Origin of the sequence: Streptomyces sp. NPDC101181 (assembly GCF_044767975.1) — a bacterium.
In the GTDB taxonomy this organism is placed as follows: Bacteria; Actinomycetota; Actinomycetes; order Streptomycetales; family Streptomycetaceae; genus Streptomyces.
Map to the genome: position 1 here is coordinate 127,477 of NZ_JBIWOX010000002.1, position 22,322 is coordinate 149,798.

Sequence of the window (22,322 nt, forward strand, 5' to 3'; positions counted from 1 at the left end):
AAGGCAGTGTCCTAAACACACATCACTCGGTTAGATGAGTGTGGACACCAGAACGCCTCGGTTCGACGAGCAACCCGCCCTGAGCATGACCAAGGTGGACAGCGACCCCGCGCAGGTCATCGTCAACCACGCCAGCTTCCGGGTGCAGCTCCCCCCGGGCCAGCGCGCACGGCTGCGCGGTGCCCCCGCCGCCACGGCCCGCATCCCCGCCATGAGCGGCGCGGGCGCGGGTGCCGGTGCCGGCGGCGGCCGCAGGCGGGCGCCCGTCGTCTGGAGCGGGAAGTCCGCCCCCGGCGCCACGGGCCTCCTCCAGGCCGTGCGCAACTCCACCGCGGGAACCCTCGACGCCCCCGCCGCCGGAGTCCCCGGCGACGGAGCGGCGACGGGCGCGACGCAGGTCATCCCGCTCCTGGAGGAGACGCAGCCCAACCCCGTACTGACCGCCTCGCCCCCGCCCGCCCGCACCGGCCCGCTCCTGCCGCCCATGCGCCAGGCCGTCGGCGCGTACGACGACCCGGCCGACGGCCCCGACGGCCCCTCGCACGGCCCCGACGACGACTACGACGACAGCGCCGAAGCCCGCGACCGCCGCAACGGCAACGACCCGGTCAAGCACGCCTACTACCCGGGCCACCGGATGAACCTGGGCGTCGTCCTGCTCCCGATGCGGGTCCTGATCGGCTTGATCTCCCTCTACGCCGGCATGGGCAAGCTGTGCGACCCCGTCTACTTCGACGGCGGCGAACGCGGCTCCATGGTCGCGTGGCTCAGCTCGCTCAACCCCTGGGCCGCCGCCGAACCGCTGCGCGACTTCGCCCTCTCCCACCCGGTCGGCGCGGGCCTCACCGTCGCCTTCCTCCAGGTCGTCGTCGGCGTCCTGACCATCCTCGGCCTCTGGCAGCGCGTCGCCGCATCCGTCGGCGCCCTGCTCTCCGCGACCCTCCTGGTCACCGTGAGCTGGCGCTCCGTCCCGGTCTACGAGATGCCCGACATCATCATGCTGGCCGCCTGGAGCCCCCTGATCATCGCGGGCGCCCCCGTCTACTCCGTGGACGGACGGCTCGCCGGAGAGGCCTGGCGCAAGCTCGGCCCGCGCTCCGAGCTCTGGGACCTGCGCCGCCGCGTCCTGCGCCGCGGCACCGTCGTCGCCAGCGTCGTCATCGGCCTCACCCTGCTCGTCGGCTCCGTCCTCGGCGGCGCGGTCCGCTCGGCCGAGGTCGTCACCGTCCCCGGCCGCAACGACTACCCCACCAACCGCCTCCCCGGCATGCCCCTGCCCCAGGAGTCCACCGGGGAGCGCAAGGCCTCCCGCTCCCCGGAGCAGGAGCGCCGCCCCGAGCCCACCCGCTCCGGCGCGGCCGACACCCCCGCCACCGGCCAGGCCAGCCCCGGAGCCACCCGCGAGACGGGCGGCCAGAGCACCGGCTCGGACAGCACCCAGCCCAGCCAGACCCAGGGCACCGGCCAGGCGCCCCCGCAGCAGTCCACCCCGCAGGAGCCCCCGGCCGCCACCAGCGCGGGCCCCACCTCCTCCGGCTCCACCGGCGGCGACGGCTCTTCCGGGGGCGGCGGAGAACCCGACCCGGCGGGCGGATCCACCTCCTCCGGCAGCGGCGAGGGCTCCACCTCCGGCGGAGGCGGCGGCGGCCGGAACCCCATCGGCGGCCTCCTCGGCTGACACCTCCCCGGCCCCGTACGGACGACGAGGGCGGCCCCCACCCGGAACACAGGATCCGGATGGGGGCCGCCCTCGTCTCTTCCGTGAGTGGGGACCGCCCTGGTCTCTTCCGTGGGCGGGGGCCCTTGGTCTCTTCGAGGGTGGGGGCCGCGCTCGTCGGGTCAGGCGCCGCCCTGGGAGCCGAGCTCCCGGGCCGCCTCGGTCAGGTCCTTCGCGGTGTCGATGGCCCGCCAGTACGCCCCGTTCGGCAGCGGATACCCGGCCAGCCGGCGCTCCCGGGCCAGCCGGGGGAACGTGGTCCGCTCATGGTCGCCCCGGTCCGGCAGCAGCCGCGTGAAGGCGGGCGAGAACACGTACACCCCGGCGTTGATCAGATACGGGGACGGCGGCGACTCGATGAAGTCGGTGATGTGCCCGAACGCGTCCGTCTCCACGGCACCCCACGGGATGCGCGGCCGGGCGAGGGCGAGGGTGGCGGTGGCATCGCGCTCCGCGTGGAAGGCGGCCATCTCCCGCAGGGAGAAACGCGTCCAGATGTCACCGTTGGTGGCGTACCAGGGCTGGTCCGCGTCGGGCAGCCGCTCGGCCGCGTACCGCAGCCCGCCGCCGCGCCCCAGCGGCTCGGTCTCCACGACGGTGGTGACCCGCAGCGGCAGGACGGCTTCCTCCAGCCACTCCTGGAGCACCTCCGCGAGGTGCCCGCAGGAGACCACGGCGTCGGTGACGCCCTCGGCGGCGAGCCAGGACAGCTGATGGCCGATGATCGGCGTGCCCGTCCCGGGAATCTCGACCATCGGCTTGGGACGGTCGTCGGTGTACGGGCGCAGCCGCGACCCCTGGCCACCGGCAAGGATCACGGCCTGCGTCGGATACGTATGCATGGCAGGCACGATAGGCGCTGCCCACGGGCGGACGGCGCGCTCCGCGCGACCGCCCGGGCGTCGGACGGACTCCGGCCCGGCTGAACGACGGGACGGGACTGCGGCTCAGCTGAACTGCGCGACGCCGGAGGCGAACGAGGTGTCGCAGACGGGCCGCGAGAAGCGCTGGGCGCGGGTCGGGCCGTACTGCTCGACGGCCGCCTTGCCGAGCGCCTTCGCGATCGACATGCAGTGGCGGGCGAGCGACGGACGCTGCTCCACGGCACGCTGGAGGCCGGTGAGAGCGGTGCCCGGGTCCTTCTCCTGAAGTTCCACGAGAAGCTTCTCGCGCAGGACGTCCTGCGGAGCGCGGGACTTCGCGGGCTTGGACACCGTCTCCGAGGAGGCGGCCAGCAGGGTGGAGTCGTTGTCCGGCGCCGCCCACGGAACGGTGGTGACCGCGAGGGTCCCGGACAGAACCATGACGACGGGCAGGACGAGAGCGAGGGATCGGCCGATGCGGCGCGCGGTGTGGGTCACGCAGCGAGCGTAGCGGCCGGTGATGACTTGGCGACATTTCGTCACTCTCGCGGGGGATGGTTCGACGCGCCCTTTCGAATACGAGGTTGACGGGTCACGGTGAAATGCCCAGTGTGCCGGGGTATTTGAGCGCGTCCGGCGTCGAAACCCAAACACGCTCGTACCACGCAAACGGCCCCGCACCCCCTTGCGGGGAGCGGGGCCGGGCGTACGGCGGGAAGCGGGTCAGTTGGTGAGCCGCTCGCCGGTGGACGTCGCGAAGACGTGCAGCTCGTCCGGGCGCGGGACGACGTGCAGCTCGGTGCCCTTCTCCGGCACGGCACGGCCGCCGACGCGGACGACGAGGTCCTTGTGCTCCCCGCCGACCTGGGTGGAGCCGTAGACGAACCCGTCGGCGCCGAGCTCCTCGACGACGTTGACGGAGACGGCGAGACCGGCCGGCTCGTCCGAGGAGTCCTTGGTGAGGGCCTTCGCGGCGGCGCCACCGTGCTCGACGATGTCGAAGTGCTCGGGGCGGATGCCGACCGTGACGGTGGTGTCACCACGGTCCGCGGCGGCGCTCAGCGCCTCCCGCGACACCGGGACGACGCTGTTGCCGAACTTCACGCCGCCGTCGGTGATCGGAACCTCGACCAGGTTCATCGCGGGGGAGCCGATGAATCCGGCGACGAACAGGTTCGCCGGGCGGTCGTACATGTTGCGCGGCGAGTCGACCTGCTGGAGCAGCCCGGCCTTCAGCACCGCGACCCGGTCGCCCATGGTGAGGGCCTCGACCTGGTCGTGGGTGACGTACACGGTGGTGATGCCCAGGCGGCGCTGGAGCGAGGCGATCTGCGTACGGGTGGAGACACGGAGCTTGGCGTCGAGGTTCGACAGCGGCTCGTCCATGAGGAAGACCTGCGGCTCCCGCACGATGGCCCGCCCCATCGCCACACGCTGGCGCTGACCACCGGAGAGCGCCTTCGGCTTGCGGTCCAGGTACTCGGTGAGGTCCAGCATCTTGGCGGCCTCTTCGACCTTCGCCCGGATCTCGGTCTTGTTCACACCGGCGATCTTCAGCGCGAAGCCCATGTTGTCCGCGACGGACATGTGCGGGTAGAGCGCGTAGTTCTGGAACACCATGGCGATGTCCCGGTCCTTCGGCGGCAGGTGCGTGACATCGCGGTCACCGATGCGGATCGCGCCGCCGTTGACGTCCTCGAGCCCCGCGAGCATCCGCAGGGAGGTCGACTTGCCGCAACCGGAGGGACCGACGAGGACGAGGAACTCACCGTCCTCGATGTCGATCTCCAGCTGGTCCACGGCCGGCTTCGTGGAGCCGGGGTAGACGCGGGACGCCTTGTCGAACGTGACACTGGCCATGATGGATCTTCTCCTCCACCGGCAGGAACGTGCCGGACGATCCGAGTAGGGAGTGGTCTGGTCCACTCGGGTGAACCTGCCGTGACGCTACCTGGCGTTCATGTGTTCTGTCAGTACCTCTCGGGTCACGAAAAGCTCGCTCGGTGAACGGGGGATGCCAGAGCAATGCACTTTTGACCCGCCCCACCGCTTGTGGGACTTCCTGCTTCGGCGTCCACTGCCGACCGGACAAAATCGCCCTGAGGGCGATACCCCGTCGGTCCCACACGGACTCCACAGGCATCACGGCCGACGGCCCGTCGGTCCGGTACGCATGTCAAGCGTCTCCAGGCTTGCTACGCGGTCAGGACTACATCCGGCATCTCGGACGCCCTGATGATCGAGGGCACGGCTCGACCAGCCGGCAGCGCCGACGCCACCAGCTCATACAGCCGCATTCCTTCGTCCCGCAGGTTCTGCGCCGCGTTCACATCCCGGTCGTGCTCCGTGCCACACCCACCGCACGACCAGCCACGCACGGACAGGTCGAGCTTCGGTCCGACCACCCCGCAGGCCGAACACCGCCGCGTCGACGGGAAGAACCGGTCCACGAGGACCAGCGTCCGCCCGTACCACGCGCACTTGTACTGCAACATTCGCAGCAGCGTGCCCCAGGATGCATTCAGGATCGCCCGGTTCAGCCCCGCTTTTCGCCGACGGCCCTTACCCTTCGGCGACCGTACGAGAGAGGCGATGGACAGGTCCTCCACCACGAGCACTTGGTTCTCGCGCACGAGGCGGGTGGTGAGCTGGTCCAACGCGTCCCTGCGGACGTCGCCGATCCGGGAGTGCAGCCGGGCGATCTCCTGCCGCGCCTTCTCCCTGTTCTTCGATCCTCTCTTCTTACGGTGCAGGCTTCGCTGGAGATCCGCGAGCTTCGCCCCGTACTTCTTGAGCAGCCGAGGATGGTCCGCCTTCTCCCCGTCGTCCAGTGTGACCAGCGTCGTCAGCCCGAGGTCCAGACCGACCGCCTTCGGAGCACCTCCGTCCCGTGAGAACACGGGCGGCAGCGGCTCGATCCGTTCTTCGACGAGCACAGAGACGAAGAAGCGGCCCGCCCGGTCCCGGGTCACGGTCACCTTCAACGGCCGTACGCCCGCCGGGAGCAGCCGGGACCAGCGGATACGCAGTGGCCCGGACTGCTTGGCCAGCGCGATCAGCCCCGTACCCGGCTGCTCGGGGTCCTCCACCCAGCGGAAGCCCGTACCGACGTAGGTCGCGGAGTCACGGCAGCGCCCCTTCTTCTTACGCTTCGGATGCTGCTTCGATCCGCTGAAGAACCTTCCGAAAGCGGCGTCGAGATGGCGGAGCGCCTGCTGGAGAACAGTCGAAGAAATCTCCTGCAGCCATCGCGTCTCCTCGGCATTTCGCCAGCCTGTGAGAGCCCGGCAGGACTCGGCGAACCCGAGGGTCACCCGGTGCTCGCGCCATGCCTTGTCCCGCAGCGCGAGGCCCTCGTTGTAGGCCCAGCGACAGGCGCCGAAGGTCTTGATCAGTTGTTCGGTCTGCGTGGGGGTGGGGTAGCAGCGGTACCGGTAGACACGCTGGCGGGTGTCGGTCTCGGGTGCCCTCCGCTGCATCGGCACGGCCACCCGCTGCCGATGCTTGCCCGGGTCGGGCACGCCCAGCGCCTCGCGTTTGATGCGCTTGGCCTCCGCGCCGGTGATGCGGCTCGGCTGGTTTCCCCCTGCGGCCTCGGCCACGACCTCTCCCCTGTCCGATATTCGGATGGCACTGCAGTGCGTTCAACGAACAGGTGAGTGGGAGGTTACGACCGTCCGATATGCATGCCCGTGGGGAGACGGGGCTGTGTAGAGTTGTGGCGTGCTGCCCCGCGTCTGCGGCGCATGTCCTTGCCTCCTTAGCTCAGCTGGAACGAGCAACGCACTTGTAATGCGTAGGTCGTCGGTTCGAATCCGACAGGGGGCTCAGCGTGAAGCCCAGGTCAGATGAGTTCTGACCTGGGCTTCTTTCGTCAGCGGATGCGGCGGCGCCGCCGTGAGCGCTCCGTACGGGTGCCCAGGGGTCTCAGTTCTGGTCTCAGAGGGCCTGTGGGCTGGCCTGGTGTGAAGGCGTTGCCCATGCGGAGCATGGCGTCCTTGGACAGGGCGGAGCGGCCCTTCACGTAGCGGCGGGTCTGGCTGATCTGGGTGTGGCGGAGGATCTCCATGATGGTCGGCATGTCCACCCCCAGTTCGTTGAGGATGGTGCCGGCAGTGTGGCGACTGCCGTCGCAGAGACGCCGGTCGCTGATCCCGGCCTCTTCGAGGAGTTCCTTGAATTCCTCCCAGTCGTCCCGGGGGTCGATCGGACGGCCGTCCGGGCGCGTGAACACCGCGTCGAACTCTTGCCACTCCTCCCCGGCCTCCACTCGTAAAGCGTCCTGCCGCTCCTTGTGGTCGCGGAGGTGAGGGATGAAGGGAGCGGGGATGGGGACGGCGTTGCGGCTCTTCTTGGTCTTGGGCCGGGTGAAGGCGAGTCCGCCGCCCTTGCGATCTGGGCAGGTGCTGGCGTGGCGGGCGCAACCGGGCGGGCACGGCTTCGGGCAGCCCCCCTTGTAGCCCTTATGTCGTGTGCAGTGGGGCGGGCAGGGATCGAAGCGGTGGAGGCGCTCGCCGCAGAGGTGCGGGTCTGTGCAGCCGTGTCGCCAGGTGAGGCGCTGGAGCTGCCACTGCGGGTGGAACAACTCGGATTCCAGGTCAACGTACTTCCACCGGAGTCCCAGGCTTTCGCCCTGGCGGAAGCCCACGCCAATGCCGACGAGCCAGCGCATGAAGGTGGGCCGCTTCGCTGCGGCGAGGAGGAAGGCTTTGGCCTCTTCCATGGTGAACGGGTTCGCTTCGGTCTCATCGACGGTGGGCAGGTCGACGAGGGCGGCGACGTTCTCCACGATCATCCAGCGACGGTGGGCGATCTTCAGGGCGCGGGAGAGGATGCGGTGCACCTTGAAGGACGGCTACGACGTCACTCTGGTAGATCCGGTGCCCCGTCACGTTGAGGCCGCGTCGGCGGTGTGCTCGGCGGTGGTCGGTGACGCGCGCGACCTGTCCGAGCCGGATGTCACCTTTGACGTCGTGCAGCTGCTCGGGCCGCTCTACCACCTGCCCGACCAGGTCGACCGGCAACGCGCACTCGCGGCAGCCTCTCGTGTGGCCAAGCCCGGCGGGATGGTCGCTGCTGCCGCGATCAATCGCTATGCGTCGCTCTTCGAGCATGTCACGTACGCCCACCTGCACACCGAACGGATTCGCAACTCCGTCTCCAAGATTCTGGAGACGGCGGTCTACGACGGAGCTCGGGGGTTCACCCTGTCGTACTTCCACCGGGCCGAAGAGCTGGTGACGTAGCTGCTGACATCCGGGCTGGAGGATGTGCAGGTCTTCGGTATCGAGGGCCCCGCCTGGTCGCTAGTGAATGCGGCGGAACAGCAGCCCGGCGAAGGCCCCACGGATGAGCTGATTGCCTCAGCCTTGGACGCAGCCCGCATGGCGGAGCCGTACCCGGAACTTCTCGCCGCCAGCTCCCACCTGCTGGCGGTGGGCATTGTCCCGGCCGACACCGCCGACTGATTGTCCCCAGGGGCGGACGGAGGGATCGGGTCACCTCTGGGACGTCGCCAGCCCCCTGTCCCCGCGCCCGGCTGACCGCGCCCGACGGCCGCGACCATGGAAAGGAAGATCTTTCATGACCGGGCGGCTTGCGGGGCCATGATCATTCGCCCCAGTGCAACTGGGTCAACCTGTGAGAGCGGGGTACGCCCGGCACGCAGGCCACTACTATTGGCTCATGGATGACCAGAGGCTCAAGGTAGGCCAAGTCTTTGTTGCTGGGGGACCGCCCACCATCACGTATAACCCGCGTAGTGAACTGAATCTAGAGGAGCGGATTCAAGACTACCTGGATGAGGGGTATCGGATTCTTTCTGTCTCCGGCTCAACAAAGACAGGTAAGACCGTCCTCGTTCGTCGCGTCATTCCGCAAGGCGAGGGAATTTGGCTCTCAGGTGGAGCGATCAACTCTTCCGAGCAGTTCTGGGAAACTATCGCCGAACACCTCGGCCTCTTCACGTCTATCGAGCGCTCGTCTGACAGTAAGGATGAAACCTGGCGGACGACCATGGGTCAAGCGAACGTTGGGGTCCTTAAGGGAGGGATCGATAAAAAAGAGATCGTGGGGACGATCTCTGGCGAGAAGATCTCCCGGACCCGGAATGTAGTCACTCAGGTGAGGGAAGCTCTCCGAGGGGGAATGACCCCTCTAATTATTGACGACTTCCATTACGTGCCCCAGGCATTGCAGATGGAGATTGTGCGATCCCTCAAGGATCTGGTTTTTGACGGCCTGCGTGTAATCGTGATCGCTGTGCCGAATCGGGCTTATGACGTGGTCCGGGTGGAACGCGAGATGACCGGTCGAGTACAGCAAGTGAGTGTCGGTTTCTGGAGTCAAGACGAACTGGCAGGGATCGCGCGCAAGGGGTTTGCTGCTCTGAAGGTGGTCGACAAAGATGAAGCCCTAATCGCTCGCCTTGCCGAGGAAAGTTTTGCAAGTCCTCATCTCATGCAGGATTTCTGTCTACAGCTGTGCAAGGCGAATGGGTATCGTTATGCGCAAGACGAGTTTCGTCAACTCGTTGCTCCGGACTGGAATTCCTTCTTTGCGGACCGTGCATCGATGGCATCGAAGTCGGCTTTCGATTTGCTTGCGCGTGGTCCTAGGCAGCGAACCGACCGCAAAGAGCGGCAGCTGAGGTCCGGATCTGTGACCGATATTTACGGTGCCGTATTGGCTGCGATTGCACATACCGGCCCGGGAACCGAGCTGACGTATGAGGAGATTAGGGCCGCGCTCAAGGAGGTCTTGTCCAGTGATGCCCCTCAGCGGCACGAGGTAACTCGAATCCTTGAGGAAATGACTAAGATTGCTGCAAATGAAATCCCAGGTGAACCAGTGGTCGATTACGATGTGGAGCTTGGCAAGCTCTACATCTCAGATCCGTACTTCGCTTTCTTTCTGCGGTGGGGCGTACCAGGTCTCTCGTAGCTCTGGTTCTCAGCAGAGGTGAGCACCCTTCCGGCCTGCTCTGGTTTTAGAAAGACACTCAACATTGACAACTTTGGACAGTTCGACGACAGGTCAGGACGCGGTCCCAGTCCTGGTCTCTATGGTCGGTGCGTCGGTAGTTGTCTGTCCGTGTCCGCATGGGGCCGCGAAACGGCTTGGCCAGGGAATTCTTCGTGCTGGACGACGCCGACGGATGCCTGTGGATCGGACAACGTGTAATGCGTAGGTCGTCGGTTCGAATCCGACAGGGGGCTCCTCTGTGAGAGGCCCGGACCGGGATTCATCCCGGTCCGGGCCTCTCGGCGTTCCGTGGTGCGTTGCGTGGTGTCGTGGTGGTGCCATGGTGGGGGTCTGATGGTGCCACGCGGGGTGGGGTTGGGTCCTGTGTGGGCATAAGTGCAGGTCGTGGGCCCGGTGGCGGGGGAGTGCCAGGGTGGCTCGACGTGGTGCCAGATGTGTGCCATGATGGCGTCATGGATCTCACGCCCTACGTCGACAACCTCCGGCACGATCTGGCCGTCGCCGCTGACGCCGGTGGTGACGACGCCCGTGCGCTGGCCGAGCGGCTGACCGCGCCCCTGGAGTCCGCCGCCCGGCTCACCCTGCTCAACGTGCTGTCCGCCGCCATGGGGGAGGTCACCCGGGAGCTGGCGCCCGGGTCGGTCGACGTCCGGCTGCGGGCGGGTGACCCCGAGTTCGTGGTGACGGCGCCGCCGGTGGTCGAGCCGGGCGTGGCGGTGCGGGAGCCGGTCGCGCCGGTCGCCGGGGCCGCCGCGCCGGTCGTGGACGCCGACGACGGGTCCGTGGCGCGGATCAACCTCCGTATCCCCGGACACCTCAAGGCGCGCGCCGAGAGTGTCGCGGCGGCGGAGGGGCTGTCGGTCAACGCCTGGCTGGTGCGGGCCGTGGCCGTCGCCCTCGACGGCGGTGAGCGCGCCGATCCGCCGGGGCGCGGCAGGGCGCCGGGCGGGCGGGGGTTCACCGGGTGGGTCCGGTAGCGGCGGACGCCGGCCGCCGCGTCGCCCGCCGTTCGGTGCCGGTCCGCTCCGCGGCCTCGCCCAGGCCTTGCCGCGCTTCGGTTCCTCGCTGCGCCGCCCCTGCCGAGTCCGTTTCCGTAGTCCCGCTCCCTTCCCCTTCTCCGTAGGCCCTCTCCGTAGATCCTTCGACCTTTCCGCTTCACCGCCTGTCGGCGGATTTCACCCATCGAGCCAAGAGGACGGAACAGCCATGCCTTCTTTCGAGACCCCCGAGCCCATCTCTGCCGTCATCGAGCTGGACTGCGGCACCGCCCGGATCACCGCCGGCCGGCGCACCGACACCGTGGTCGAGCTGCTGCCGGGCGATGCTTCGGACGACAACGACGTGCGGGCCGTCCAGCAGACCCGGGTCACCTGCTCCGGCGGCCGTCTCACCGTCAAGACCCCCAAGAAGCGGACCCTGTTCGGCAAGCCGGGGACCGTCGAGGTGAGCATCGAGCTGCCCTCCGGGTCGGACGTCCGGGGCAGTTCGGGTCTGGGCGGCTTCTTCTGCGAGGGGCGCCTGGGGGAGGTCGTCCTGAAGACCGCGCTCGGTGACCTCCAGGTGCACGAGGCGGCCGAGGCCGACCTCCGGACCGATCACGGCGACATCCGCCTGCTCCGCTGCACCGGGGCCGCCGAGGTCGTCGGGTCGGGCCGGGTCGAGGTCGACGCGGTCGGCGGGGCGGCGACCGTCAAGAACGGCAACGGCGCGACCGGGATCGGCGAGGTGGGCGGCGAGTTGAAGGTCAGCGCGGCCAACGGCGACATCTCCGTCGCCGTCGCCCGCGCCGGCATCGACGCCAAGGCCGCCAACGGCCGGATCGAGATCGGCGTCGCCCACGCCGGAGTGGCGGCGGTGTCGTCCAACGGCCGCATCCGCGTCGGTGACGTGGCCCGCGGGCGGATCGACCTGCGCACCTCCGTGGGCGACCTGGAGGTCGGCATCCGCAAGGGCAGCGCGGCCTGGCTCGACCTGGAGCCGAAGTTCGGCACCGTACGCAACGGGCTCGGTCCCGCCGGTGGTCCGGAGGCGTCCGACGAGACCGTCGAGGTGTACGCCCGCACCGGGGCCGGGGACATCATCGTCCGCCGCGCCTGAGCCCGGCCGCCCGTCCCGCGGCCTCCGGTTCTCGCGACGGGCTCCTCAACTCCTCCCAGCTGAAAGGGAATACGGCATGAACGTCCTTCAGTCCTCCCCGCCCGCCGCCGCCCGTACGGCGGACCCGGCGATCCTGGCCACCGGGCTGCGCAAGTCCTACGGCGACAAGCTCGTGCTCGACGGCATCGACCTGTCGGTGTCGCGGGGCAGCGTCTTCTCCCTGCTCGGTCCCAACGGTGCGGGCAAGACCACCGCCGTGAAGATCCTCTCCACTCTCGTCACCGCCGATGCCGGTGAGGCGCGGGTCGGCGGGTACGACCTGGCCGCCGACCCGCAGGCGGTGCGTGCCGCGATCGGCGTGACGGGGCAGTTCTCCGCCGTCGACGGGCTGATCACCGGTGAGGAGAACATGCTCCTCATGGCGGACCTGCACCATCTGTCCCGGCGTGAGGGGCGGCGGGTCGCCGCCGGACTGCTGGAGCGGTTCGACCTGGCGGCGGCCGCGAAGAAGCCCGCCGCCACCTACTCCGGCGGGATGAAGCGCCGCCTCGACATCGCGATGACCCTGGTCGGCGGTCCGCGGATCATCTTCCTCGACGAGCCGACCACCGGGCTGGACCCGCGCAGCCGTCACACCATGTGGGGGATCATCCGCGAGCTGGTCGCCGGGGGCGTCACCGTCTTCCTCACCACCCAGTACCTGGAGGAGGCCGATCAGCTCGCCGACCGTATCGCCGTGCTCCACGACGGCCGGATCGCGGCCGAGGGCACCGCCGACGAGCTGAAGCGGATCGTCCCGGGCGGGCATGTGGAGCTGCGCTTCACCGACCCGGCCGCCTACCGGTCGGCGGCCTCCGCCCTGGGCGAGGTCCAGCGGGACGACGAGGCGCTGGTCCTGCGGGTCCCGGGCGACGGTGGTCAGCGTGAACTGCGGTCCCTGATCGACCGGTTGGACACCGTCTCCGTCGAGGCGGACCGCCTCACCGTGCACACTCCCGACCTCGACGACGTGTTCTTCGCCCTCACCGGCAGCACCGTCCCCGCCCCGTCCGGCTCGCCCGACACCCTTGAGGAGACCTCCCGATGAGCTCGCCCGCCCTCGCCTTCCGCGACGCGAACACGATGCTGCGCCGCAACCTGCTGCACGCCCGGCGCTACCCGTCCCTCACGCTGAACCTGCTGCTCACGCCGGTGATGCTCCTGCTGCTCTTCGTCTACATCTTCGGTGACGTGATGAGCGCGGGCATCGGCGGCGGGGGCGCCGACCGCTCCGACTACATCGCCTACATCGTTCCCGGTCTGCTGCTGATGACCATCGGCTCCACCGTGATCGGGACCGCCGTGTCCGTCTCCAACGACATGTCCGAGGGCATCATCGCCCGCTTCCGGACCATGGCGATCCACCGCGGCTCCGTGCTCGTCGGCCATGTCGTCGGCAGCGTGCTCCAGAGCGTGCTGAGCGTGGTGCTGGTGGGGGGTGTCGCCGTGGCCATCGGCTTCCGGTCCACGGACGCCACCGTCCTGGAGTGGTTCGCGGCCTTCGGTCTGCTGGTGCTCTTCGCCACGGCTCTCACCTGGATCGCGGTCGGGATGGGGCTGATCAGCCCGAACGCCGAGGCCGCCAGCAACAACGCCCTGCCGATGATCCTGCTGCCGCTGCTGTCCAGCGCCTTCATCCCGGTCGGCACGATGCCGGGCTGGTTCCGGCCGATCGCCGAGTACCAGCCGTTCACCCCGGCCATCGAGACCCTGCGCGGCCTGCTGCTCGGCACCGGGATCGGTCACAACGGTCCGCTCGCGCTCCTGTGGTGCCTGGGGCTCACCGTCCTCGGCTACTTCTGGGCCACCACGAAGTTCGGCCAGGACCCCCGGTAGCCGGCCGGAGCCTCCGAGGCCCCTGTTGCCCCCGCCACGCGGCCGGGGCAACAGGGGCGCCGGGGGTTCCGGAGGCGGCGGGGCCCCGGTCGGGCGGGGCGGGGGGACGCGGGGAGGCGGGCGGTGAACTTCCCCGGGAGTGGGGGGAGATGGGGAGACGCGGTGCGGGTCCCTGCCGATTCCTCGCCGGGGGGTAGGCGGCCCGCGGTCCTTGTTATACCTTGCGTCTAACAAGCGGGTGGGTGCTTGGGCGCTGGTGCGGGCTGCCGTCCCGCACCCGGTGTCCCCGTGCCCGGCGTGATCGCACGGCCGGCACCGTAGTCACGTCTGCCCGCTCCTCACCACGACCAAGGATCACCGCACTCGACCCAAGGAGCCGCAGCATGGCCGGCAGCACCGTTCCGTCGAAGGTCCAGGACAGCCCCGAGGGCGACGACGTCGCGCGGCGGCTGCTCGGCTCGGCCGCGCAGCTGGCGTACGACCCGGCCACCGAGGTCGACTGGGACACCCCGCTGGACAAGGACTTCCACGGGGCGAGCCCCGAGTGGAGCACGCTCTACGGAACGCCGTACTGGCACGAGCTGACCGAGGCGCAGCGCAAGGAGCTGACCCGGCAGGAGGCGGCCTCGGTCGCCAGCACGGGCATCTGGTTCGAGATGATCCTCCAGCAGATGGTGCTGCGGGACATCTACCTGAAGAACCCGGCGGACGCGGAGTTCCAGTGGGCGCTCACCGAGATAGCCGAGGAGTGCCGCCACTCGATCATGTTCGCGCGCGGCGCGCAGAAGCTGGGCGCCCCGCACTACCGGCCCCGGCGCGCGGTGATGGAGCTGGGCCGGGCGTTCAAGACGCTGGCGTTCGGCGAGGCGGCGTACGCGGCGATCCTGGTCGCCGAGGAAGTGCTCGACGTGATGCAGCGGGACTGGATGCGCGACGAGCGGGTGGTGCCGTTCGTCCGCACCATCAACAACATCCACGTCGTCGAGGAGTCCCGGCACATGAAGTTCGCCCGGGACGAGACCCTCAAGCGGCTGGAGGGCGCCGGATGGATACGGCGGCAGATCAACGCGTTCGTCGTCGCCGTCGCCTCGTACTACATCGTCACCAGCATGGTGAACCCGAAGGTCTACCGGAAGGCGGGCCTGGACGAACGGCGTGCGCTGGCCGCCGCGAAGAGCAACGAGCACCACAAGTCGATGATGCGGTCCAGCTGTTCGGGGCTGATGGACTTCCTGGCCTCCGCCCGGCTGCTCACCCGGCCCGCCCTCGCCTTCTACCAGCGCGCGAACCTGATCTGAGCCGGGGACCATGACCTACGCGATCACCCAGACCTGCTGCAACGACGCCACCTGTGTGGCGGTGTGCCCGGTCAACTGCATCCACCCGACGCCGGAGGAACGCGCCTTCGGCAGCACCGAGATGCTGCACATCGACCCCCGGGCCTGCATCGACTGCGGGGCCTGCGCGGACGCCTGCCCGGTCGACGCGATCTTCCCGGTGGACGCGCTGTCCGCCGGGCAGCGGGAGTACGCGGAGATCAACGCCGCCTACTACGCCTCCTTCGAGGACGACGCGCGGCCGCCCGCCGGGGCCGCGGTGGACGGGCCGAACTTCCACGTCTGGGGGGCGCCGGTCTTCGAGCGCAGCCTGCCCTCGGACTTCGGTCCGCTGCGGGTCGCTGTCGTCGGCACCGGACCCGCCGGGATGTACGCCGCCCAGGACCTGCTGCTGCACACCGCCGCCGAGGTCACCCTGATCGACCGGCTGCCGGTGGCGGGCGGCCTCGTCCGCTACGGCGTGGCGCCCGACCACCCCGCGACGAAGAAGGTCGGCGACACCTTCTCCCGCTTCCACTCCCACCCCCGGGTCCGGATGCACCTGGGCATCGAGGCGGGCCGGGACGTCACCGCGGACGAATTGGCCGCCCACCACGACGCGGTGATCTACGCGGTCGGCGCGTCCGACGACAAGCGGCTCGGCATCCCCGGCGAGGACTCGCCCGGCTGCCTCTCCGCCACCTCGTTCGTCGCCTGGTACAACGCCCACCCCGAGGCCGTCGCGCGGGGCGTCGACCTGTCCGCCGAGCGGGTCGTGGTGGTCGGCAACGGCAACGTCGCGCTCGATGTGGCCCGCATCCTGGTCGCGGATCCGCAGGCCCTCGCGGCCACCGACATCGCCGCCCACGCGCTGGAGGCCCTGCGGGCCGGCCGGGTCCGTGAGGTGGTGGTGCTGGGGCGGCGGGGCCCCGAGGCCGCCGCGTACACCCGCTCCGAACTGCTGGCCCTGAAGCACCTGGAGGGCGTGGAGCTGGTCGTGGACGACCACGACCCGCGTACGGCGGCGGCGATCGACGCGGCGGGCCCGGCCGACCGGGCGGGGGTGCTGCGGGGGCTGCCCCGGCTGCGCACCGAAGCCGCGTCCCCCGCGGGCCGCGCCGGTGACGCCCGGCGCATCGTGCTGCGCTTCCACTCCGAGCCGGTGGAGATCCTGGAGGAGGCGGGCGGGCGCTCCGTGCGGGTCACCGACGGCGGCCGGGACGGCGACGGCGGCCCGGCCACGGCCGACCTGGGCGCCGGACTCCTCCTGCGGGCCATCGGCTACCGCGGACTGCCCGTCCCCGGGCTGCCGTTCGACGAGGCGACGGGCACGGTCCCGCACGAGGGCGGCCGGATCACCGGGCGTCCCGGGAGCTACGTGGTCGGCTGGATCAAGCGCGGCCCGTCCGGCGGGATCGGCGCCAACCGCACGTGTGCGGCCGAGACGGTCGGCACGCTCCTGGCCGACGCGGTCGCCGGGACCCTGCCCGCGCCCTCCGGTGACGCCAGGGCGTTCGGCCGGCTCGTCCGGCGGCGCAACCCCCGGGTCGTGGACGCCCGCGGCCTGGCCGCGATCGACCGGGCCGAACGGGACCGGGGCCGGGCCGCCGGGCGGCCCCGGGTGAAGCTGGCCACCGTGGCCGAGCTGATCGCCACGGCGAGGCCGGGACGGCTGTCACGACTGACGCGTTGACCGCGCGGCTTCCACGGGTGTGGCGGCGGTAGCGGGCGAGGGCGTCGGTCCGGCCCGGGGCTCGGAGGCGTGGCGGCCGGGGCGGCACGGCGGTCGTGTGTCCGTAGCGGCGCGCACGAAGTCCGGCCCGGGGCGCGGCGGTTGGTGCCGCCGGGCCCCGGGCCGGAGTGGGTCGCCCCGGGAGGCCGGTAGGCCGGGCGGTCAGGCCGTGGACCGCGACGTCTTGACCTCGTCGCCCGCCACGTCGGACGCGGTTGCGTCGGATGCGGCCGGGCCGGACGTGGCCGGGTCGGAGGTGGCGGTCGGCCGCAGCAGCGCGGTCGCCGGGCGTACGGGGATGAGCGCGGCGACGACCGCCGCCGCGAGGCCGACTCCGCAGCCGATCAGCATCGCGGCCCGGAAGCCGTTCTCCGAGGGCAGCGGGAAGCCGCCGAAGTCGGTGGTCATCCGGGCCAGGACCACCCCGATCACGGCGGCGGCGAACGACGTGCCGATCGAGCGCATCAGGGCGTTGAAGCTGTTGGCCGACGCCGTCTCGGACTGCGGCACCGCGCCCATGATGAGCGCGGGCATCGCCCCGTACGCGAAGCCGACGCCCGAGTTGCAGACCAGGGTGACGACGAGCAGGCTCCACGGGGAACCGGAGCCGATCAGCGGTACGGACAGGCCGTAGCCGACGGCGATGAGCAGGCTGCCGACGGCCAGGGTGACCTTGGGGCCCTTGGCGGCGGACAGCTTCGCGCCGATGGGGGACATCACCATCATCATCAGGCCCGCCGGGGCCATCCACAGGCCCATCGCGAGCATCGACTGCCCCAGCCCGTACCCGGTGGCCTCGGGCAGCTGGAGCAGCTGCGGCACCACGAGGGACTGCGCGTACATCGCGAAGCCGACCAGGATCGAGGCGGTGTTGGTCATCAGGACCTGCGGGCGGGCGGTGACCCGCAGGTCGACCAGCGGGTCGCTGATGCGCAGCTCCCACCAGCCCCAGGCGGGCAGCAGCACCAGGACGGCGGCGAAGAGGCCGAGCGTGGTGGCGCTGCCCCAGCCCCAGTCGGCGCCCTTGGAGACGGCGAGCAGCAGGCAGATCAGGGCGGCGCCGAGGCCGACCGCCCCGGGCAGGTCGAAGCGGGAGGAACGGGTGGCCGGGCGGTCGCCGGGGACCAGGGTCAGGATGAGCGCGCCGACCACGAGGGCCAGGGCGGCGACCACCCAGAAGAGCACCCGCCAGCTCGTGTTCTCCGCGATCGCGGCGGCGAAGGGCAGGCCCAGCGCCCCGCCCACGCCCATCGAGGCGCTCATGATCGCGATGGACGAGCCGAGCTTCTCGGCCGGGACCACGTCCCGCAGCAGGCTGATGCCGAGGGGGACCACACCCATGCCGAGGCCCTGGAGGCCGCGTCCGGCGATCATCGGGACCACGCCGGAGGACAGGGCGCAGACCACCGAGCCGAGGACCAGCGGGACGAGCGACAGCAGCAGCATCCGCTTCTTGCCGTACATGTCGCCGAGCCGTCCGGCGACGGGCGTGGCCACGGCGGCGGCGAGCAGGGTGGCGGTGATGACCCAGGAGGCGTTCGAGGCGGAGGTGTCGAACAGCCTCGGCAGCTCCGCGATCAGCGGCACCACGAGGGTCTGCGTGAGCGCGGCCACGATGCCGGCGAAGGCGAGGATGCCGACCACGCCTCCCGGGCGGGGTGCGGGGGGTGAACTCTCCACGGGTACTGCTCCCTCGGGCCCGTGCGGGCCGGTCGTCCGATTCTGGTGCGCTTGGTGCGCCTGGTTCGTCTGGTTGGTTCGGTTCGTCTGTTCGTTCGCCTGGTGTGCCCAGGGGGTTCGACTATGCACGATACATGGAATATGCATCATGCACATTGGGTGTATTCTGCACATCTATCGTGAGAGGCCTGGTCAGCGAAGGAGCGGCGGCGGAGTGGACGAGCGCGTGGACAAGCCCATCGAACGGATCGAACGCGAGACCATGCTCCTCGGCCGGTACATGAACCTGCTCACCCCGCGCGCGCAGTGGCGGCTCGACCGCTCCGCCTACATCCTGCTGAGCCGCATCCGGGCGGAGGGCCCCATGTCCATCGGGCAGCTCGGTGACGCCTTCGGGCTGGACGCCTCCACGCTCAACCGGCAGACCGCCGCGATGCTGCGGGTCGGGGTCGTCGAGCGCATCCCGGACCCCGACGGCGGGATCGCCCGCAAGTTCGCCATCACCGAGGAGGGCGAACGCCGCCTCGACAGCGACCGGTCGCGGAACGTGGCGGGCCTGGCGAAGGTCCTCGCCGACTGGTCCCCCGAGGAGGCCGAGCAGCTCGCCGCCTCCCTCAGCCGGCTGAACCTCTCCATCGAACGCCTCGACGGGCGCCCCTGGCCGCGCGACTGACACGGGCCCGGAGCCGGAGCCGGTGCGCGCGGGACGGCGCACCGGCTCCCGTCAGCGTGCGTACCGGCTCGCGTCGGCCTGCGCACCGGCTCCCACCGGCGTGCGCACCGGCTCAGTGGCGGCCCGCGATACGGTCCGCCGCCTTCGCGATCGGGTCGGTGCCGGGCCGGGGCGAGACCCTCTCGCGGCGGTCGGCGGCGCGGTAGGCGGCGTACAGGCCGTGCACGCCGAGCCAGCGGAAGGGCTCCGGTTCCCAGCGGCGGACCTTGTGGCCGACCCAGGGAAGCGCGGTGAGGTCGGTGGGGCCCGCCTGCCCGGAGTCCTGCTGGATCAGGTCGCGCAGGGTGCGGGCGGCGAGGTTGGCGGTGGCGACGCCGGAGCCGACGTAACCGCCCGCCCAGCCGAGCCCCGTGGAGCGGTCCAGGGTGACCGTGGCGCACCAGTCGCGGGGCACACCGAGGACGCCGGACCAGGCGTGGTCGACGCGGACGCCCGCCGTGGTGGGGAAGAGGCGGACCAGCAGGTCGCGCAGGGCGGCGACGGTGGCGGGCCGGGTGCGGCCGTCGTTGTCGGTGGCGGAGCCGTAGCGGTAGGGGTGGCCGCGGCCGCCGATGGCGATGCGGTCGTCTGCGGTGCGCTGGGCGTAGAGATAGGCGTGGGCCAGGTCGCCGAGGGTCTCGCGGCCCTCCCAGCCGATGGTGTCCCAGACGTGGGCGGGCAGCGGTTCGGTGGCGATCATGGAGGAGTTCATCGGGAGCCAGGTGCGCTTGTGGCCCTTGAGGTTCGCGGTGAAGCCCTCGGTGCAGCGCAGGACGTACGGGGCGCGGACCGTGCCGTACGGGGTGAGCGCGTGCTTCGGCCTGATCTCGGTGACGGACGTCGACTCGTGGATGGTCACGCCGAGCGCCTCGACCGCGTCCGCGAGGCCCTTGACCAGCTTGACCGGGTGCAGCCGGGCGCCGTGCGGGGTCCAGGTGGAGCCGACGGCGCCGGTGACGTGGACGCGCTCGGCGGTCTCGCGGGCGCCGCGCAGCACCCGGTCGCTCTCGCCGAAGGCGATCTCGACGCTGTGGAAGTCCCTGAGCCGGGCGAGCTGGGCGGGGGTGTGGGCGACCTCCAGGACACCGCCCTGGTGGATGTCGGCGTCGATCTTCTCCTCGGCGGCGGCCCGGACGACCTCGCCGACGGTCTCGTTCATCGCCTTCTGGAGGCGTACGGCGGCGTCGTGGCCGTGCAGTTTCGCGTACCGGTCGCGGCCCGCGATGCCGTTGTAGAGCCAGCCCCCGTTACGGCCGGAGGCCCCGTAACCGCAGAACCTGGCCTCCAGGACGGTGATGTTGAGGAAGGGGACGGCCTTCTTCAGGTAGTACGCGGTCCACAGGCCGGTGTAGCCGCCGCCGACGATGCAGACATCGGCGCTCGCGTCGCCGGGGAGGGGTTCGCGCGGGGCGGGGGTGCCCTCCTGCGCGTACCAGAACGATATGCCGCCGTTGACGGTGCTGCCGCTGCTCATGATGCCCCTGGTTCCCTGGTCCCCTGCTGTCCTGGTCGCTCGGAGCGCCCCGGTGCCCCGGTGCCCCGGTGCCCCGGCGGCGCGGTGTCGCGGTGTGCCCGGCCGGTGTGCTGCCGGGTGCCGGTGTGGTGCCGAGCGTATGTGTGGCGGGACGTTACTGCGCGGCGGGCCGTTTCGTCTCCCGGGCCGTGCGGCGGCGGGTCAGGGGGTAGCAGGCGAGGCCGATCAGCACGGCGGTGAAGTGGCCCAGGTCCGTGAACGTGCGGCCGTCGCCGAGCAGCGGTACGCCGTAGACGACCAGCACCGCGAACGCGTAGGCGTACCGCCACAGCCGCGGCACCCGGTAGGTGAGGACGGCGATCACCCCGGCCAGTCCGTAACTGACGCCGACGTCCAGGGTGTCGGCGGCCGACGGTGGGGCGTGCCCGTATCGGATCGCCCAGGCCAGGGCCCCCTCGCTGACCAGGGTGGCGAGGACGTGCGCCAGGGCGGTGACCGCCAGCCAGCGCCGGGTGCCGAGCCAGTGTTCGGCGGTGGCGTGGAAGAGGGTGAACAGCACGGCGTACGGGAGCCAGCGGCCGCCGTCGATCCACAGGGCGCTGGAGATCAGGACGCGGACCGGGTTCCGGGAGAGCTCGTGGAGGTTGGTGGAGCGGTCCCGCAGGAACTCCTCCTCGAAGTCGGGTGACATCTGGCGGGCGACGACGGTGGTGGCGAACAGGACGCCCAGCCAGAGGTAGGTCCCGGGGGCGGTGACGACCCAGCGGCGGACGGCGGCGACGGCGCGGGCGCCGGTGCCCCGGCGACCCGGCGGGCGCTCCGGCGCACGAGCCTGCGCGTCGCGGCGCGCGCGGCCCTGCGGTCGGCTTCCCGGCTCTTTTCGGGGCATGTACCGATTCACCCACGCCTCTACGATCGGTGGGGTGATCGACATTCCGGGCGAGCTGATCGCTACTCAGTCCACCGCCAACGGGGCCGCCGGACGGGCGTTCGTCACCGGCCTGCCGGACCTCGCCGACAGCTGCCTGGAGCGGTGGGGGCTGCGGCTGGACGGCCCCTCGCTGTACGGGATGTGCGCGCTGGTCCTGCCGGTGGTGCGGGAGGCGGACGGGCTGCCCGCCGCGCTGAAGCTCCAGCTGGTGGACGAGGAGACGGCGGGCGAACCGGTGGCGCTGCGCGCGTGGACCGCCGCGGGGGCCGGGGCGGTGGAGCTGCTCGACCACGACCCGGTGAGCGGTGCGCTGCTGCTGGAGCGGCTCGACGAGCGGCGGCCGTTGTCGCGCGAGGCAGACGTCCGGGGCGCGGTGACGGTCCTGGGCGAGGTGCTGGCCCGGCTGGTTGCGGTGCCCGCGCCGGACGGGCTGCGCACCCTGGGCGCGGTGGCCCAGAACATGCTCGCCGCGGTGCCGGAGGCGGTGGGGCTGCCGGCCGACGCGGCGGACCGGCGGCTGCTCGCGGACTGCGCGGCGGCGGTGCGGGAGGTCGCGGGGGAGCCGGGGGACCGGCTGCTGCACTGGGACCTGCACTACGACAACGTCCTGGCGGGGCGCGCGGACGCGGGGCGGGCGGGGGAGTGGGTGGCGCTCGACCCGAAGCCGCTCGCGGGGGACCCGGGCTTCGAGCTGTTCCCGGCGCTGGACAACCTCTTCGACGCCGGGGAGGTGGTGTGGCGGTTCGACGCGTTGACGGAGGCGCTGGGTCTGGACCGGGAGCGGGCGCGGGCCTGGACGCTGGGGCGGGTCCTCCAGAACGGGCTGTGGGGCGCGGCGGACGGCGAGCCCCGGCTCGCGCCCCACCACGCGGAGATCGCCCGGCGGTTGCTGGGGTACGCAGGCTAAGGGAACGCCCTTCGGCGGCCCGGCTTCGGGGGTG

Annotated in this window: 17 protein-coding genes, 1 tRNA gene and 2 pseudogenes; 12 read left to right on the forward strand and 8 right to left on the reverse strand. The window is 70.9% G+C overall.

Features of this window, described 5'->3' with window-relative positions; translation table 11 throughout:
• The first annotated feature begins 34 nt into the window (after positions 1-34).
• Complete coding sequence (locus tag ACIRRU_RS04185; RefSeq protein WP_403675925.1) at positions 35-1,678, forward strand: DoxX family membrane protein; 1,644 nt, start codon at positions 35-37, stop codon at positions 1,676-1,678.
• Positions 1,679-1,839: 161 nt separating this feature from the next.
• Here the strand turns inward: ACIRRU_RS04185 and ACIRRU_RS04190 are convergent, their stop codons facing one another.
• From ACIRRU_RS04190 to ACIRRU_RS04205, 4 genes are all read right to left on the reverse strand, one after another.
• On the reverse strand, positions 1,840-2,559 hold the full coding sequence (locus tag ACIRRU_RS04190; RefSeq protein ID WP_403675928.1) for an NDP-sugar synthase: 720 nt from the start codon (positions 2,557-2,559) through the stop codon (positions 1,840-1,842).
• A 105-nt stretch (positions 2,560-2,664) separates the two neighbouring features.
• The gene (locus ACIRRU_RS04195; protein ID WP_363203822.1) at positions 2,665-3,078 is read right to left on the reverse strand and encodes a hypothetical protein; all 414 of its coding nucleotides are present in this window, start codon (positions 3,076-3,078) and stop codon (positions 2,665-2,667) included.
• Between the two features lie 225 nt (positions 3,079-3,303).
• Complete coding sequence (locus ACIRRU_RS04200) at positions 3,304-4,440, reverse strand: sn-glycerol-3-phosphate ABC transporter ATP-binding protein UgpC (RefSeq protein ID WP_363203821.1); 1,137 nt, start codon at positions 4,438-4,440, stop codon at positions 3,304-3,306.
• 335 nt (positions 4,441-4,775) lie between these two features.
• Positions 4,776-6,182 carry an RNA-guided endonuclease InsQ/TnpB family protein gene (locus tag ACIRRU_RS04205; protein WP_403675931.1) on the reverse strand — a complete coding sequence of 469 codons (1,407 nt, stop codon included), beginning with the start codon at positions 6,180-6,182 and terminating at the stop codon, positions 4,776-4,778.
• A 152-nt stretch (positions 6,183-6,334) separates the two neighbouring features.
• On the opposite strand from ACIRRU_RS04205, the gene ACIRRU_RS04210 reads away from it, so the two are divergent.
• Positions 6,335-6,408: transfer RNA gene (locus ACIRRU_RS04210), tRNA-Thr, on the forward strand.
• Positions 6,409-6,454: 46 nt separating this feature from the next.
• Here the strand turns inward: ACIRRU_RS04210 and ACIRRU_RS04215 are convergent.
• Positions 6,455-7,426 (reverse strand): annotated as a pseudogene (locus ACIRRU_RS04215) (tyrosine-type recombinase/integrase); the annotation flags it as partial.
• Between ACIRRU_RS04215 and ACIRRU_RS04220 the strand changes: the two are divergent.
• The 8 genes and pseudogenes from ACIRRU_RS04220 to ACIRRU_RS04255 all read left to right on the forward strand — a co-directional run.
• Positions 7,425-8,048: pseudogene (locus ACIRRU_RS04220) on the forward strand (class I SAM-dependent methyltransferase); the annotation flags it as partial. The pseudogenes ACIRRU_RS04215 and ACIRRU_RS04220 overlap by 2 nt on opposite strands.
• Before the next feature lie 217 nt (positions 8,049-8,265).
• Entirely contained in the window at positions 8,266-9,522 is a 1,257-nt protein-coding gene (locus ACIRRU_RS04225) for an ATP-binding protein (RefSeq protein ID WP_403675934.1), read from the forward strand.
• A gap of 494 nt (positions 9,523-10,016) precedes the next feature.
• On the forward strand, positions 10,017-10,541 hold the full coding sequence (locus tag ACIRRU_RS04230) for a toxin-antitoxin system HicB family antitoxin (RefSeq protein ID WP_403675936.1): 525 nt from the start codon (positions 10,017-10,019) through the stop codon (positions 10,539-10,541).
• 229 nt (positions 10,542-10,770) lie between these two features.
• Positions 10,771-11,661: a DUF4097 family beta strand repeat-containing protein gene (locus ACIRRU_RS04235; RefSeq protein ID WP_403675939.1), complete on the forward strand. Its 891-nt coding sequence runs from the start codon at positions 10,771-10,773 to the stop codon at positions 11,659-11,661.
• A gap of 76 nt (positions 11,662-11,737) precedes the next feature.
• Positions 11,738-12,748: an ATP-binding cassette domain-containing protein gene (locus ACIRRU_RS04240; protein WP_403675942.1), complete on the forward strand. Its 1,011-nt coding sequence runs from the start codon at positions 11,738-11,740 to the stop codon at positions 12,746-12,748.
• On the forward strand, positions 12,745-13,536 hold the full coding sequence (locus tag ACIRRU_RS04245; protein ID WP_403675944.1) for an ABC transporter permease: 792 nt from the start codon (positions 12,745-12,747) through the stop codon (positions 13,534-13,536). Before ACIRRU_RS04240 ends, ACIRRU_RS04245 begins: the two co-directional genes overlap by 4 nt.
• 383 nt (positions 13,537-13,919) lie before the next feature.
• Positions 13,920-14,834 carry a diiron oxygenase gene (locus tag ACIRRU_RS04250; protein ID WP_363203816.1) on the forward strand — a complete coding sequence of 305 codons (915 nt, stop codon included), beginning with the start codon at positions 13,920-13,922 and terminating at the stop codon, positions 14,832-14,834.
• Positions 14,835-14,844: 10 nt separating this feature from the next.
• On the forward strand, positions 14,845-16,545 hold the full coding sequence (locus ACIRRU_RS04255) for an FAD-dependent oxidoreductase (RefSeq protein WP_403675948.1): 1,701 nt from the start codon (positions 14,845-14,847) through the stop codon (positions 16,543-16,545).
• Positions 16,546-16,746: 201 nt separating this feature from the next.
• Here the strand turns inward: ACIRRU_RS04255 and ACIRRU_RS04260 are convergent, their stop codons facing one another.
• A complete protein-coding gene (locus ACIRRU_RS04260) occupies positions 16,747-18,264 on the reverse strand; it encodes an MFS transporter (RefSeq protein ID WP_403675951.1) in 1,518 nt (505 codons plus the stop codon).
• A 226-nt stretch (positions 18,265-18,490) separates the two neighbouring features.
• Between ACIRRU_RS04260 and ACIRRU_RS04265 the strand changes: the two genes are divergently transcribed.
• Positions 18,491-18,937, forward strand: coding sequence for a MarR family winged helix-turn-helix transcriptional regulator (locus ACIRRU_RS04265; RefSeq protein ID WP_403676964.1), 447 nt, complete (start codon positions 18,491-18,493; stop codon positions 18,935-18,937).
• A gap of 112 nt (positions 18,938-19,049) precedes the next feature.
• Here ACIRRU_RS04265 and ACIRRU_RS04270 read toward each other — a convergent pair whose 3' ends face one another.
• Together ACIRRU_RS04270 and ACIRRU_RS04275 are read right to left on the reverse strand one after the other, a co-directional pair.
• The gene (locus ACIRRU_RS04270) at positions 19,050-20,450 is read right to left on the reverse strand and encodes an NAD(P)/FAD-dependent oxidoreductase (protein ID WP_403675954.1); all 1,401 of its coding nucleotides are present in this window, start codon (positions 20,448-20,450) and stop codon (positions 19,050-19,052) included.
• Positions 20,451-20,604: 154 nt separating this feature from the next.
• Positions 20,605-21,339 (reverse strand): rhomboid-like protein, encoded by a 735-nt coding sequence (locus ACIRRU_RS04275; RefSeq protein WP_403675956.1) that lies wholly within the window; start codon positions 21,337-21,339, stop codon positions 20,605-20,607.
• On the opposite strand from ACIRRU_RS04275, the gene ACIRRU_RS04280 reads away from it, so the two are divergent.
• On the forward strand, positions 21,338-22,288 hold the full coding sequence (locus ACIRRU_RS04280) for an aminoglycoside phosphotransferase family protein (protein WP_403675958.1): 951 nt from the start codon (positions 21,338-21,340) through the stop codon (positions 22,286-22,288). The genes ACIRRU_RS04275 and ACIRRU_RS04280 overlap by 2 nt on opposite strands.
• Positions 22,289-22,322: the final 34 nt, after the last annotated feature.